Source organism: Virgisporangium aurantiacum (assembly GCF_016863635.1).
Classification (GTDB): Bacteria; Actinomycetota; Actinomycetes; order Mycobacteriales; family Micromonosporaceae; genus Virgisporangium; species Virgisporangium aurantiacum.
The window spans coordinates 1-13858 of the sequence record NZ_BOPG01000053.1 but is presented as its reverse complement, the minus strand read 5'-3'; the positions used below and the strand labels follow the sequence as shown (position 1 = coordinate 13858).

Annotated in this window: 13 protein-coding genes; 9 read left to right on the top strand and 4 right to left on the bottom strand. The window is 71.6% G+C overall.

The window, feature by feature from the left end; translation table 11 throughout:
* Positions 1-6: 6 nt before the first annotated feature.
* The 4 genes from Vau01_RS39240 to Vau01_RS39225 all read left to right on the top strand — a co-directional run bounded on the left by Vau01_RS39240 (position 7) and on the right by Vau01_RS39225 (position 4216).
* Positions 7-1557 (top strand): alpha/beta fold hydrolase, encoded by a 1551-nt coding sequence (locus tag Vau01_RS39240; RefSeq protein WP_204004520.1) that lies wholly within the window; start codon positions 7-9, stop codon positions 1555-1557.
* An 88-nt stretch (positions 1558-1645) separates the two neighbouring features.
* The gene (locus tag Vau01_RS39235) at positions 1646-2563 is read left to right on the top strand and encodes a dienelactone hydrolase family protein (protein ID WP_204004518.1); all 918 of its coding nucleotides are present in this window, start codon (positions 1646-1648) and stop codon (positions 2561-2563) included.
* 78 nt (positions 2564-2641) lie between these two features.
* On the top strand, positions 2642-3946 hold the full coding sequence (locus Vau01_RS39230) for an aspartyl protease family protein (RefSeq protein ID WP_204004516.1): 1305 nt from the start codon (positions 2642-2644) through the stop codon (positions 3944-3946).
* Between the two features lie 51 nt (positions 3947-3997).
* Positions 3998-4216: a hypothetical protein gene (locus Vau01_RS39225; protein WP_239152210.1), complete on the top strand. Its 219-nt coding sequence runs from the start codon at positions 3998-4000 to the stop codon at positions 4214-4216.
* 195 nt (positions 4217-4411) lie between these two features.
* Here the strand turns inward: Vau01_RS39225 and Vau01_RS39220 are convergent, their stop codons facing one another.
* Complete coding sequence (locus Vau01_RS39220) at positions 4412-4789, bottom strand: VOC family protein (protein ID WP_204004514.1); 378 nt, start codon at positions 4787-4789, stop codon at positions 4412-4414.
* Between the two features lie 191 nt (positions 4790-4980).
* On the opposite strand from Vau01_RS39220, the gene Vau01_RS39215 reads away from it, so the two are divergent.
* Both Vau01_RS39215 and Vau01_RS39210 read left to right on the top strand, forming a co-directional pair.
* A complete protein-coding gene (locus Vau01_RS39215; protein WP_204004512.1) occupies positions 4981-5493 on the top strand; it encodes a SigE family RNA polymerase sigma factor in 513 nt (170 codons plus the stop codon).
* The gene (locus Vau01_RS39210) at positions 5483-6955 is read left to right on the top strand and encodes an outer membrane protein assembly factor BamB family protein (protein ID WP_204004509.1); all 1473 of its coding nucleotides are present in this window, start codon (positions 5483-5485) and stop codon (positions 6953-6955) included. The genes Vau01_RS39215 and Vau01_RS39210 overlap by 11 nt, the downstream gene beginning before the upstream one ends.
* A gap of 90 nt (positions 6956-7045) precedes the next feature.
* On the opposite strand, the gene Vau01_RS39205 is transcribed toward Vau01_RS39210, so the two are convergent.
* From Vau01_RS39205 to Vau01_RS39195, 3 genes are all read right to left on the bottom strand, one after another.
* Positions 7046-7738 carry a class I SAM-dependent methyltransferase gene (locus Vau01_RS39205; protein ID WP_204004506.1) on the bottom strand — a complete coding sequence of 231 codons (693 nt, stop codon included), beginning with the start codon at positions 7736-7738 and terminating at the stop codon, positions 7046-7048.
* 169 nt (positions 7739-7907) lie between these two features.
* The gene (locus Vau01_RS39200) at positions 7908-8723 is read right to left on the bottom strand and encodes an alpha/beta fold hydrolase (protein ID WP_204004504.1); all 816 of its coding nucleotides are present in this window, start codon (positions 8721-8723) and stop codon (positions 7908-7910) included.
* On the bottom strand, positions 8723-9481 hold the full coding sequence (locus Vau01_RS39195) for a class I SAM-dependent methyltransferase (RefSeq protein WP_204004502.1): 759 nt from the start codon (positions 9479-9481) through the stop codon (positions 8723-8725). The genes Vau01_RS39200 and Vau01_RS39195 overlap by 1 nt, the downstream gene beginning before the upstream one ends.
* A 135-nt stretch (positions 9482-9616) precedes the next feature.
* Between Vau01_RS39195 and Vau01_RS39190 the strand changes: the two genes are divergently transcribed.
* The 3 genes from Vau01_RS39190 to Vau01_RS39180 form a co-directional block, all read left to right on the top strand.
* Complete coding sequence (locus Vau01_RS39190; protein WP_204004500.1) at positions 9617-10636, top strand: 3-oxoacyl-ACP synthase III; 1020 nt, start codon at positions 9617-9619, stop codon at positions 10634-10636.
* 95 nt (positions 10637-10731) lie between these two features.
* A complete protein-coding gene (locus Vau01_RS39185; protein WP_239152209.1) occupies positions 10732-12351 on the top strand; it encodes a PfaD family polyunsaturated fatty acid/polyketide biosynthesis protein in 1620 nt (539 codons plus the stop codon).
* Positions 12352-12369: 18 nt separating this feature from the next.
* The coding region (locus tag Vau01_RS39180) for a beta-ketoacyl synthase N-terminal-like domain-containing protein (protein WP_275424002.1) at positions 12370-13858 on the top strand (1489 nt) is incomplete at its 3' end.

The following is a 13858-nucleotide window of genomic DNA, read 5'->3' as shown; positions in this document are numbered from 1 at the left end:
ATGGTGATGCAACGCAGAACGCGGGTACGGCGCGGTGTTTCGGCGTCCCTCGCGATGATCGCGACCGGAACGACCTGGGCGGTGGTGGGTCCGGGATCGGCGTCGGCCATCGAGCCGACGGCACCGACCGTCACCTGGGTGGCGTGTCCGGCGTACTCCGACGCGGTTCTCGACGCCGTCGTGCCCGGCCGGCTGGAGCAGACCCGGGCCCTCGTCCAGCGGATGGAGTGCGGCACGGTGAGCGTGCCGATGGACTACCGCGACCCCGGTGGCCGGCAGATCACCGTTGCCGTCACGCGGATCCGGGCGACCGATCAGGCGCACCGGCTCGGCAGCCTCGCCTTCAACCCGGGTGGCCCGGGCGGCAGCGGGTACCTGACGCCGGTGCGGGTGGCCGTCGCCAACGCGTCGACCGCGCGGCTCAACGAACGGTACGACCTGATCGGCTTCGATCCGCGCGGCGTCGGCAACAGCACGAAGGTGACCTGTGCGATGCCGCCGCCGGTCGTCACCCCGCCGGGGCCGCTGACCGAGGAGACGGCCCGGCGGCTGTACGACGCGGCGGCAGACGCGAACGCGGCCTGCGTGCGGACCGATCCCGCGTTCCTGGCCCAGGTGAACACCCCGAACGTCGCCCGCGACCTCGACCGGGTCCGGGCGGCGCTGGGAGAGCGGCGGCTGAGCTATGTCGGTGTCTCGTGGGGGACCCGGCTCGGCCTGGTCTACCGGACGCTGTTCCCGGCCGCCGTGGGCCGGATGTTCCTCGACAGCGTGCTGCCGACGTGGTTCGTCAACGACGCGCTGGACGACGGGCAGGCCGCCGCGCAGGAGCGGCAGTTCCTGCGGTTGGCGGCGTGGATGGCCGAGCGGAACGACGTCTACGGTTTCGGCCGGACCACCGACGAGGTGCGGGCGGCCGTCATCGACATGCAGCGGGACTACGACGCGAATCCCCGGACGTTCACCGATCTGCCGATGCCGCTCGACGCGGGCCTGATCGCCCAGGCCGGTAGCCAACTCGCCGTCAACTGGCCGATGTTCGCCGAGGTGCTCGCGCAACTGCGGGACGCGACCGGTCCCACCGCGCCACCCGCGGTCAGGAAGCTTCTGCTCGGCGGCGATCCGCGGCCCGACGTTCCGGCCGACATGCCGGAGCTCTACAACAAGACGATGGAGCAGGCGACGGTCTGCGGTGACGATCCCGCCCGTCCGGATTTCACGGCCGTGTGGGCGACGTTCCAGCGGCGGATCGCGGACAATCCGGTCGCCGGCCGGGGGCTGCAGATGAACCTCCGGTGCGCCGGCTGGTCGGTGCCCGGACACAGCTTCTCCGCCCGGCGCACGGGCGCCCCGGTGGCACTGGCCGGGCACCGCCACGAGCTCGTCACCCCGTACGAGTGGGCACTGCAGGCGCACGCCGTCGCCGGCGGCACCCTGCTCACCGTCGACGACGACGTCCACGGCTCGGTCTACCAGGCGGCCGACTGCGCCGACGACCTGCTGTCGTACCTCACGACCGGGCGGCTCGCGCCACAATGCGACGGCCTGCAATCCTGACCGACATCGCGGCGGGGAGGAATTCGAAGCCGGTCTATGCTTCAGGTGACGAGCACATAGGCGCTGCTTCGAGTCCCCAGGAGGATCCATGACAGAGCTTCAGCGATACCTCGCCGAGGAAGTCGCGGAAGACCTCGGTGACGGCATCATCACGCGAAGAGAGGCCATCCGCCGCTTGGGCCTGCTGGGTGTGACCGGTGCGGCGGCGACCGGCCTTCTGGCCTCGTTCGCCACCGGCGAAGCGGCTGCGGCCGATCCGGGCAACGAGGCCGATCAGGACAACGGGCGCTCCGCGTCGGAGACGACCTGGGCGCCCGTCGCCCGGGAGTCGATCACGTTCACCGGTCCCCGTGTGCCGCTGATGGCCGCCTGGGCGGCCGCGGCCAAGCCGCGCGGTGGTGTGCTCGTCATCCACGAGAACCGCGGGTTGACCGAGCACATCCGCACGGTCGCCGGTCGGTTGGCCGCCAGCGGGTACTCCGCGTTGGCTCTGGACCTCCTCTCGGAGGAGGGCGGCACCGGGGCGTTCCCGGGCGAGGCCGAAGTGGCGGCCGCGCTTGCGCAGATCCCACCGGAACGCTTCGTCGCCGGCATGAAAGCCAGCGTGACCGAACTGCAGCGTCGCGTCCGCGGCAAGAAGCTGGCCGCGATCGGGTTCTGCTTCGGTGGCGCCATGGTGTGGCGCCTGCTCACGTCCAACGAACCGCGTCTCGCCGCGGCCGCTCCCTTCTACGGACCATTCCCGGAGGGCGGCAACTTCGCGGGCTCCCGCGCGGCGGTGCTCGGGGTCTACGGCGGACTCGACGCCCGTGTCAACGCAACCCGGGCCGCCGCCAAGGCGGCCCTCGAGGCGGCCGGCCTGAAGCACGAACTCCTCACGTTCACCGAGGCCGACCATGCCTTCTTCAACGACACCGGCGCCCGTTTCAACCCCCACGCCGCGACGGAGGTATGGCGCCGGACGCTGAACTGGTTCGACGCCGCCCGCCACCGCGTCAGAGATTGAGTGCCGGGGACTCGTGTATCGCGGGCGTATCGAAAATCGCATACGTCATCGCAACAGTCCTCCGTCTTCAGTGGAGGAATGACTCATGACGGTGAATGGGACCGGCGCTCGCTGTTGCGGGGCGTCGCCGTGCTGACCGGGGCCGCGGTGGCGGCGCCGCTGCTGGGCGGGGCGGCCACCGCGCTCGCCGATACGGGTGACGCGGACGGGCTGTACCAGGCCGGGAAGTTCGAGGAGGCCGGCCGCGCCTACGAGGAGATCCTGAAGCGAGACCCCGCGAACCTGCACGCGGCCCGCCGGCGCGGCCTCGTGGCGCTGCTGGCCAACACGTTCCCCGAGGCCGAGAAGTATCTCACGATGGCCCTCGACCTGGCGCCCGACGACATGCAAACCAACCAGTTCCTGGGCGACTGCTACACCCGGCAAGACAAACTCGCCCAGTCCGTACCGTGCTGGCGAGCAGCCGGCGAAGACGCCTACGCCACCTGGTTCGCGGCGGTCCACGGCGAGGCGTATCAGATCCACGGCGACATCGCGCGGCTGAAATGGCTCCGGCTGGACCCGTCTCCGCTGGTGGAGGCCTCGGTCAACGGCGGGCCCACGAAGCGCTTCATGTTCTACACCGGTTCCCCGTACCTGAGCTTGTCCTCGACGGTAGCCAAGGACGCCGGACTGACCCCGGTCTACAGCCAGGAGATCGATTTCCTGGACGGCAGGATGTGGATGCACTTCGGGGTGCTGGACTCGTTCACGCTGGGCGGCATCGAACTGCGCAACATCCCCGTGGAGTGGTCGGAGTCGGACACCGTCTCGCTCGATGAACATGACCACGACGGCATGATCGGCACGTGGGTCTTCCACCACTTCCTGACCACGTTCGACTACGCGGGCCGATGGTTGATCCTGCGGCGCAAGACCCCCGAAACCACCGCGAACGCACGCGCCGACGCCAACCGGGCGGGCGTCAAGCCCCTGCCGCTGTGGCTGGGCCGCGAGGGCGCAAGCATCCACAGCAGGGGCAGCATCGACGGCTCCGGCCCACGGGTCGTGGGCGTGAACTTCGGCGGAACGGGCGAGATCGCCGCGGGCATGGCCGAAGAAACGGCCAAGCAGTTGCGGATCCGCATCGACTACGACCGTCCGATCCAGACCTTCGCCCACAGCCACCCGGCCGACGTCTACCCCTGTTACCCCAGGGCGATCCGCCTCGGCGTGGCCGTCGCCAAGGACGCCTACTCCTACGCGAACAAGCGTCGGTCGACCGTCAACCCCCTCGGGTTCGACGAGTTGGGCCACTTCCCCCACACCTTCTTCAAGCCCTACACCGTCACCCTCGACTTCACCGAGATGAACCTCTACATCGCCCGCGGCACGGCCACCTGACCGCCGCCGCGACCACACCGACGTCAGTTCTCGGCGGAGGGCGACACGGCGGTGGTGACCGTACACGGCAAGCGGGCGAACGCCGTCACCGTCGACCGCTTCTGGCGGGGCTACGACCGAGCGGAGATCACCCGGTACGACTTCTCCATCATGTCCGTCTGCAGCACCGACGCCCGCCGCGACGTGGTCTGCTACCAGAACAGCCACCCCACCGAGTACGCCCGCGGCCGGGCCGTGGCGCGGCTGCTGATCAGCGGCGGCGGGCTGTGAGCAGCGGCGGCTCGAACCAACTGGACTACACCCTGTACTCGGTGAACAACTTCGCCAACATCATTCGAGAACACGCAGAACGGCCCAACCTGCGCGGTGAGCAACGCGAACGAGATCGCCAGCCTGATCGACAACAACGGCTGACCCGGTCAAGCGGGCGCCCAGCAGCGTGGCGCCCGCTTGACCCGCCCTGAGTCACGCGCGCTCCTCCGGGGACCGGGTGGCGACGATCACCCGGTTGCCGTCCGGGTCCTCCACGATCGCCATCCGTTCGCCCCACTGTTGGTCCGTCGGCTCCTGCACGACCCGCACCCCGCCGGCGCGCAACCGGGCCAGGGCCGCGTCGCAGTCGGTCGCGTACACCCACAGCGTGATCCGATCGTTGGTGAGCACACCCGGCTCGTCCTGCCTGCCGACGCCCAACTGCGAGCCGCCGAACTGCAGCCCGACGTACACCGGATCGCCGTCCGGCGGAAACCGGTACGAGACCGTGCCACCGAGCAGGTCCCGGTAGAACCGGAGCGAGCGGGCCAGGTCGGGCGTCGACAGGATCGGAAAGACTTCCTCGAACATGAACTACCTCCTCCCACCGATGACGAACGGGGACGGCGCCGACTCGACATCCGGACCAGTGGTCCCGCATCGAAGCCGGCCACTCCGACGACCTCATCTGAGTCGGTGCGTGCCGGCCGGGTGCTCCTGCAACCATTTGCCGTGCTGTCCCGTGTCCCTATGTGATGACCGCGACAGATCGGATGGAGTGGATGGCGGGCACGGACGACTTCGATGCGTTCTACCTGGGTTCCGCCCGCCGCCTGCTGCGCTACGCGCTCGGTCTGACCGGTGACGTCGCGGACGCCCAGGACCTCGTGCAGGAGGCGTACGCCCGGGCCTGGCAGCGATGGCGACGGCTGAGCCGCTACGACGACGCCGAGGGGTGGCTGCGGCTGGTTGTCACCCGCCTGGCTACCGACCGGTGGCGGCGACTGGGCGTGCGCCGCACCGCCGCGTCAGCGCTCCGGCCACCGCGACCGGTCGAGCCGCCCTCGGACGACGTGGTCGTCCTCGTCGCCGCTCTCCGTACCCTGCCACTGCCGCAACGCCGCGCGCTGGCGCTGCACTACCTCCTGGACCGCTCGGTCAACGACATCGCCCACGAGACCGGTGCCAGCCCCGGCACGGTCAAGTCGTGGCTGTCGCGGGGTCGCGTCGGGCTGGCCGCGGCGCTGGGCGAAACGTTCACCGACGCCACCGCGGGAGGCCCCGATGCCTGTTGATCTCGACCGGCTCTACGCGGCGCTCGGCACCCACGCCGACGATCTGCCCCTGTCCGATCCCGGCGCGGTGCGCAGCCGCGGCCGGCAACGCAGCCGCGGACGGCACCTCGCGGCGGCCGCGGCGACCGTGATCCTTCTCGGCACCGCAACCGGGGTCGGCTGGATGATGGACCGCTCGGGTCTGCCCGCCCTGCAGGACCGGTTCATATCGGTCGAGCCGGTCGGGGCGGGCATTCCGATGCCGCTCGACCCGGCCAGCGAAGCGGGTTCCTACGGAATGGCATCGGTCGTGGGCCAACGGGCGTTCGGGGCCGGTCGTACACCCGACGGTCACCTGCTGGTCGGCGCCATCGACCTCGCCACCGGCGGGCCGGCGTGGCCGACCCGCGACCTCGGCCGCTGGGGCGACTGGATGGGAATGATCGCGTTGCCGCAGGGCGTGATCGTGATCGGCGAGCACGACGACGGCACCACCCCGGACCACGTCGCGATGGTGGTCGACCCGGCCAGCGGCACGCTCCGGTGGCAGGTCGGCGTCGATGATCTCCAGTTCGAGTACTTCGATTCCGCCCTGGTCGTCCTGTCCTCGGCGGACCGGCTGATCCGCGGCCTTGACTGGCAGACCGGCGCCGAGCGGTGGCGTAGGCCCATCGAACCGGGCGACGGCACCCGGATGCTCGGCAACCACTCGACCGGGGCGGTGCCCGCTGGGCGCGGCCCCTTTGGCCTCGCGACCGCCCCCCGCGATCATCGGCTGCTGGTGATCGATCCGGCCGGCACGCTGGAGGTCCTCGACGCACGGACCGGTGACCTCATCGCGACGCACCGCGAGGTCGGAGAACCGGCGGTCGGGGACAGCAGGTCCTACTACCGGGCCTACGACGGAATGCTGTACGGCATCTCCTCCGATACCCGGCCGACGCGGATCAGCGGGTTCGACCTCGACCGACCGGGTCGGACCCGCGCCCTCTACACGGTCGCGTCCGACGACCGTCGGATCGTGGACGCGACGCCGTGCGGCCCGCGACGGCTCTGCGTGATCAGCCACGGGTCGCCCGGAGCCGATCCGGGAACGATCCGGGCCGACATCGCGGTGATCGACGTGGCCACGGGCCGGCTCCTGTGGCGCCGTCAGGCGTCCAACATCCTCTACGCATCCGCGCTCGGCGACCGGATCCTCACCAACAACGGCCAGCTGTACGACCGCGACGGCAAACTACTGCTCAGCGTCCCACGCTCCACCGCGGGGTGGGTGAGGACCGCAACCCTGCTGCTCCTGTCCCAGCCCGACGTGACCGGAGCAGGCGCCGACGTCGAGGTCGCGGCGGTGTCGGCGAAGGACGGCGCCCGGATGCCCCTCGGCCGGATACCGGCGGTCGCCGGTTCCTGCTCCTGGAGCACCACGGTCCTCGTGTGCCCGACGTCCGAAGGCTTCAAGACCTGGCGATTCGCGACAAAATGAAAGCCGGGGCGGTCGTCGGCGCAAGATGTGAACCACGCCGACTTCCGGGCCGACACGTCGTCGGTCGCGCTCAGCCCGGGACGGAACCGACTACTGCGGCTCGGCCCGGCTCGGTGCGGTTCCGACGTACCGGATGCCGGTCGGCCGGATCTCGCCCCCGTCGGCGGCCGCCCACTCGTCGGCTTCGGTGGTCGGGTACAGGTCGGGGAAGAAATACGGTGTGCGGGCGGAGTACCGGGTGGTGAAACGGGCCTGCAGTGCGTCGCGGATGGCGTCGCCCCGGTGCAGGTGTTCGTCGCGCGTCCAGGCGTCGAAGTAGGTCGGCCAGGAACAGCCCGACGCCTGCCAGCGGTCGCGATGGTCGTGCAACCATCCCGGTTCGCCGGTGGCCGGGAGACGGGCGAAGCACCACCGGGCGGTCGCCTCGTCGAACGTCTCGCACGCCCATTCCACGACGATGACGACGCCGCCGGGGACGAGGGTCGTCGCGACCCGGTCGAGGACCCGGTCGAGGTCGCCGACGTGGTGCAGCGAGGTACAGGCCACGACGGCGTCGACCGGCCCGGTGGCGTCGTCGTGGTCCTCGAACGTGGTCTGCCGGTACCCGGGGCCGGCCGGGGCAACGGGGTCGATGCCGGTCGCGGTGTAGCCGTGCTGCTCGAGGGCTGGTACGAACCCACCGTCGGGGCCGCAGCCGATCTCGAGGACCCGGCTCGGTGCGGTCGGCAGATGTGACCGCACGAACCGCCACTGGGCGCTCAGCCACCGTTGCTGTGCCGTCACGCGGGCCTCCGATCGAGGAACGTCGTCAGTTCGGCGATCACGTCGTCGGCCTGCTGCCGCCACCCGGGAACATCGTCGGTCCTTCCACGCCTGCCGCGGTTCCGCGTCGGTCTCGCTGCCCTGACCGTCCACATCCTTGTACTGAAACTCTAGAGTAAGACTCTAGCTTCTACCAGGGCGCCGAACCAGCCGCGAGAAAGGTGGCGAGACGCGCGGCGAGCCCGGCGGGATTCTGGACGTGCATGAGGTGGTTCGCGCCGGGCAGTTCGAAGGACTCCGCGTGGGGGAGCAGGGCGCGCAGCAGGGCGTGTCGCTCGTCGAAGGTCGGGCTGACGTCCCTGCTCAGCTCGCCGACGACGAGCAGCACGGGACAGGTGACGGCTCGGGCCTCGGCAGGGCCGAACGACCATTTTCGTACCGCCGGCAGCTCCTGCCCGAAGAACGTGTCCGCGTCGGGCACGGCATGCGCGAGCGCGCCGGGCAACGCCGTGTCGAACAGGTCGCGGTAGCCCGCGCCGCAGACCCCGCGCATCCACCGGTCGATCGCTGCCGCCGGGTCGCCGTCGCGGTAGGCCAGCATCGCTTCCGCGGCAAAAGGTCCGCTCGGCACGGTGAGCAGTGCGGTCTCCAGCAGGGCGAGGCTGCGCACCAGGTCGGGCCGGTCGATGGCCAGCTGCAGAGCGATCGCGGCGCCGGACGAGTGCCCGACGAGGTGTGCCCGTTCGATCCCGAGGCACCGCAGCAGGACGGCGCAGTGGTCGGCCATGTGCGCGACGGTGACCGGCCCGTCGACGCGGTCACTGTCGCCGTAGCCGGCCCGGTGATAGCGGATGAGCCGGTAGGCGCCGGCGAGCGCCGGCTCGTCCATCAGGGTGGCGAACCAGTCGGCGCACACGCCTCCGTGGATCAGCACGACCGGTTCGCCGGCACCCCGCTCCTCGTACGCGAGCCCGCCCGCGTGGTTCCCTGACCGCCGCACGGTCATCACACCCGCACCCGGACCAGCAGCCAGGCGAACCGCCACCGCCCCGGCCCGCCGGGCGGTCCCTCGTTCTCGGCGGCGAGCAGGTCAACCAGGTCGCGGTCGAAGGCGGCCCGCGCACCGTCGCCGTCGAGGGCGGCCCGCGTCGCGATCACCGGCGGGAACGACGAACGGTACAGCGCGGCCAACTCGGCCGGCGTGCCGGTGAAGCCGTACTCGAGCGTCCGGTGTTCGGTCTCGACCGGTCGACCGTCGAAGAGCGCGCGGACCTGCTCGGGATCGCCCCACCGGGTCGGCGGCGGACCGACCGGTCGCTCGGCCTGGTAGCGGCCGAGCAGGTCGAAGAACCGGCCCACGCCGCCGTCCGGCGTCCAGTTGGCCAACGCCACCAGCCCGCCCGGCCGGCACACCCGCACGAGTTCCGCGGCGGTCGCCGACTGGTCGGCGGCGAACATCGCGCCGACGGCGGAGAGCACGACGTCGAACTCGCCGTCGGCGTACGGGAGCTTCGTCGCGTCACCCTCCACCCACTCGATGGGCAGGTCGCCCGCGGCGCGCCGACCGGCGTCCAGCAGCTCCGGGCACAGGTCGAGAGCGGTGACGCGCGCCGACGCCCGCGCCGCCGGGACGGCCGCGTTGCCGGTGCCCGTGGCCACGTCGAGGACCCGCTGGCCGGGCCGCACGCCAGCGGCGTTCACGAGATCGCGGCCCAGGTCGGTGATGAGGTCGGCGATCCGGGCGTAGTTTCCGAGTTCCCACATGCGATCAGGCTGCGCCGTGGCCACCGGGTCGCGAGGTACGAAGAATGGACTTCCCACCGCGGAACCGGCGCGCTGTTCACCATCGACCCGAAGAGCGGCCGGCTGCGGTAGCTTCCGGTCCGGAGGGTGCCCCCGATGTTGTACCGTCACGTGTCGATCGGCGCCGTTGCGCACGTCGACGCACCGGTACGCCTCACCTCGGCCGAGATCGCGCGGCGGCTGCGACCCGCGCGGGAACGCCTGGGCATCCGCCCCGACGTGGTGTTGACGGACGTGGCCGGCATCCGCGCGCGGCGCGTCTGGGACGGGTCCACCCAGGTGTCCGAGGCCGCGACCATTGCCGCCCGCAAGGCGTTGGCGGGCTCCGGTGTGCCGTCCGAGCGGATCGGCGTCCTCATCAACACCTCGGTGTGCCGCGACTTCCTGGAGCCGTCGACCGCGTCGGTGGTGCACGGCGCGCTCGGGTTGGCCGGTACGTGCGAGAACTTCGACGTCAGCAACGCGTGCCTGGCGTTCCTCACCGGCATGGACATCGCCGCCCGCATGATCGAGCACGGCGACGTCGAGTACGCCCTGGTCGTCGACGGCGAGACGAGCAACGGGATCATCGACGGCACGATCGAGCGCCTGAACTCGCCCGGCGCGACCGCGGACCAGTTCAGCCGCGAGCTTGCGTCGTTGACGCTGGGCTCGGGCGCGGCGGCCATGGTGCTCGGGCACCGCACCCTGCTGCGTGACGGGCACCGGTTCCGCGGCGGCGTGTCCCTTGCCGCCACGGCGTTCTCGCACCTGTGCCGCGGCAGCATGGACCGGATGGTCACCGACAGCGCGACGCTGCTCGACGAGGGACTGACGCTCGCCGCGCGGACCTTCCAGGTCGCCCGTGACGCGTTCGGCTGGGCCGGGCCCGAACTCGACGAGTTCGCGGTGCACCAGGTCAGCAAGGTACACACCGAGGGCCTGGTCGACGTCCTCGGCATCGATCCGACCAGGGTGCTCGCGGTGTACCCGGAGTACGGCAACATCGGCCCCGCCTCGGTGCCGATGGTGCTGTCGAAACTGGCCGAAACGGGCCGGCTGCGCAGGGGCAGCCGGGTGGCACTGATGGGCATCGGCTCCGGTCTGAACTGTTCGATGGCCGAGGTGGTCTGGTAGCGCCGGCGGTTCGTCGGTTAGCGGACAAAGGGCAGCCGTCGACGGGCGGATATCCTTCGATGCGTGCTGGCCCGAGTGCAGAGCGAAAAGCGGCCGTGACCCAGAAGGCCGTGACCCAGGAAACGGTTCAGGCACCCGGGTGGCGGGCCGGCACCGAAGCGCCCGCGTTCGATCCGGTGCGGATCGGGGCGTACCTGCGCCGCATCCGCGAGCCGCTGCACCTGGTGACCGGCCCGGACAGTGGCATCGGGATCGCGCCGGGCGGCGAGCCCATCGCGTCGGGCGGCGAGTGGCGGCTCACCGGCATACTGCCCGCGCTGTACCCGGAGTGGCTCGGCGACCGGGCGTTCGCCGCCGCGCACGGCGTCCGCTTCCCTTACGTGGCAGGGGAGATGGCCAACGGCATCGCCACGACCCGGATGGTCGTCGCGCTGGCCCGCGCCGAGCTGCTCGGTTTCTTCGGCGCCGCCGGGCTCGGTGTCGACCGGGTCGAACGCGCCGTCCACGAGCTGACGACGACGCTGGGCCGCGGGTCGAACTGGGGCGTGAACCTCATCCACTCGCCGGCCGAGCCAGAGCTGGAGGAGCGAGTCGCCGACCTGCTGCTGCGTCACGGCGTCCAGCGGATCTCGGCGTCCGCGTACACCGACATCACGCCGGCCGTCGCGCGGTGCGCGGTCACCGGGCTGCGGGTGGACCGGGACGGCACGATCGTGCGCCCGGTGTGGCTGTTCGCCAAGGTGTCCAGGCCGGAGACCGCGGCGGCGTTCCTGTCGCCGGTGCCGCAGCGCATCCTGGACGCGCTGGTGGGGCGGGGCCAGCTGACCGCCGACGAGGCATGGCTCGCCGCCCGGGTCCCCGTGGCCACCGATGTCACCGTGGAGGCCGACAGCGGCGGGCACACCGACAACCGGCCACTGTCGGCCGTCCTGCCGGCGGTTCTCGCGCTGCGCGACGAACTCAGCGACCGGTACGGATACCAGCAACCGGTCCGGGTCGGTGCGGCCGGCGGGCTCGGCACGCCGCTCGCGGTCGCCGGTGCGTTCGCGCTCGGCGCGGCGTACGTGCTGACCGGTTCGGTCAACCAGCTGGCCGTCGAGTCCGGCGTGTCCGACGACGCCCGGGCGTTGCTGGCGCAGGCCGACCTCGCCGACGTGGCCATGGCGCCGGCCGCGGACATGTTCGAGATGGGCGTCCGGGTGCAGGTCCTGCGGCGCGGAACCATGTACGCGATGCGGGCGGGCCGGCTGTACGAGGTGTACCGCGACCACGCGTCGCTCGAGGCGGTTCCCGCCGCCGCGCTGGCCGCGCTGGAGCGCGACGTCCTGCACGCGACCGTCGAGGAGATCTGGACCGAGACCCGCGCGTTCTGGCAGCAGCGCGACCCGGGACAGCTCGTCCGGGCCGAGCGGGACCCCCGGCACCGGATGGCGCTGCTCTTCCGGTGGTACCTGGGCAAGTCGAGCCGGTGGGCGATCGACGGGGACACCGGGCGGCGCACCGACTACCAGCTCTGGGCCGGGCCGGCGGTCGGGGCGTTCAACCGCTGGACGCGCGGCAGCTTCCTGGCCGAGCCGGGTGAACGCACGGTGACCCAGATCGCGCTGAACCTGCTGGAGGGCGCGGCCGTGGTCACCCGCGCACACCAGGCGCGCACGTTCGGCGTCCCGGTACCGCCGGAGGCGTTCGCGTTCGCTCCACGTCGGCTCGTCTGAGGATTTCGGGAGGACAACATGCAGGAGCCCGTGGCCATCGTCGGTGTCGCGGCGCTGCTGCCCGGATCGCCGACCGTCGCTGAGTTCTGGCGGGCCGTGGTCGGTGGGCGTGACCTGATGACGGACGTGCCGGCGAGCCGTTGGCTCGTCGAGGACCACTACGACGCCGATCCGCGCGCCGTCGACAAGACCTACGGGCGGCGCGGCGCGTTCCTGCCCGACGTCGAGTTCGACCCGCTCCGGTACGGCATCCCGCCGAACAACCTGTCGGCGATCGACACCACCCAGCTGCTCGCGCTCGTGGTGGCCGAGCGGGTGCTCGCCGACTGCACGGGCCGACCGGTCGACCCCGAGCGGGTGAGCGTCATGGTCGGCGCGTCGTCGCTCGAGCGGATGGTGGAGGCGTCGGCCCGGCTCCAGCGGCCGGTGTGGCTGCGCGCGCTGCGCGAGCACGGCGTGCCCGACGACGCGGCGCGGTCGATCTGCGACCAGATCGCCGCGCACTACGTGCCGTGGCAGGAGGAGACGTTCCCCGGACTGCTCACGAACGTGGTGGCCGGCCGGATCGCGAACAGGTTCGACCTGCGCGGGGTGAACCACACGACCGACGCGGCGTGCGCGAGCTCGCTGGCCGCCGTGTACAACGGCATCGCGGAGCTGCGCCTCGGCCAGTCCGACCTCGTGGTCACCGGCGGCGTCGACACCATGAACGACGTCACCATGTACACGTGCTTCACCCGGACGCCGGCGCTGTCGCCGACCGGCGACTGCCGGCCGTTCGCCGCCGACGCCGACGGCACGATGCTGGGCGAGGGCCTGGTGCTGTTCGCGCTCAAACGGCTCACCGACGCCGAGCGCGACGGCGACCGCGTGTACGCCGTCATCCGCGGCGTCGGCGCATCGTCGGACGGCCGTGGCGCCGCCATCTACGCGCCCGTGCCCGACGGCCAGGCCCTGGCGCTGCGGCGGGCCTACGCGGCGGCCGGGTACGGTCCGGAGACGGTGGAGCTGGTCGAGGCGCACGGCACCGGAACCGGCGCCGGCGACACCGCCGAGTTCGCCGCGCTGCGTGCGGTCTTCGACGCGTCGGGCCGGGCCGACCGGCAGTGGTGCGCGCTCGGCTCGGTCAAGTCCCAGATCGGCCATACCAAGTCCGCGGCCGGCGCGGCCGGGTTGCTGAAGGCGGTGCTCGCGGTGCACCACAAGGTGCTGCCGCCGACCATCAAGGTCGACCGGCCCCATCCCGACCTCGACGTTGCGCGCAGCCCGTTCTACCTCAACACCGCGGCCCGGCCGTGGGTACGCGCGGCCGGCACGCATCCCCGGCGCGCGTCGGTGTCCAGCTTCGGGTTCGGCGGGACGAACTTCCACTGCACGATCGAGGAGTACCCGGGTGGCGTCGTTCGCCGGATGCCGGCCGCACCGACCGAATTCGTCCTGCTCGGTGCGGAGTCCACAGTGGACCTTCGCGCCCGCGTCGGTCGCCTGGACACGGGCGGCGACCTGG

Bases quoted from the DNA above. Each gene is read 5' to 3' on its own strand.
- Vau01_RS39210 (WP_204004509.1), top strand. From the start codon at position 5,483: ATGCCTGTTGATCTCGACCGGCTCTACGCGGCGCTCGGCACCCACGCC.
- Vau01_RS39200 (WP_204004504.1), bottom strand. From the start codon at position 8,723: ATGACCGTGCGGCGGTCAGGGAACCACGCGGGCGGGCTCGCGTACGAG.
- Vau01_RS39215 (WP_204004512.1), top strand. From the start codon at position 4,981: ATGGCGGGCACGGACGACTTCGATGCGTTCTACCTGGGTTCCGCCCGC.
- Vau01_RS39230 (WP_204004516.1), top strand. From the start codon at position 2,642: ATGACTCATGACGGTGAATGGGACCGGCGCTCGCTGTTGCGGGGCGTC.
- Vau01_RS39220 (WP_204004514.1), bottom strand. From the start codon at position 4,789: ATGTTCGAGGAAGTCTTTCCGATCCTGTCGACGCCCGACCTGGCCCGC.
- Vau01_RS39190 (WP_204004500.1), top strand. From the start codon at position 9,617: ATGTTGTACCGTCACGTGTCGATCGGCGCCGTTGCGCACGTCGACGCA.
- Vau01_RS39235 (WP_204004518.1), top strand. From the start codon at position 1,646: ATGACAGAGCTTCAGCGATACCTCGCCGAGGAAGTCGCGGAAGACCTC.
- Vau01_RS39240 (WP_204004520.1), top strand. From the start codon at position 7: ATGCAACGCAGAACGCGGGTACGGCGCGGTGTTTCGGCGTCCCTCGCG.
- Vau01_RS39195 (WP_204004502.1), bottom strand. From the start codon at position 9,481: ATGTGGGAACTCGGAAACTACGCCCGGATCGCCGACCTCATCACCGAC.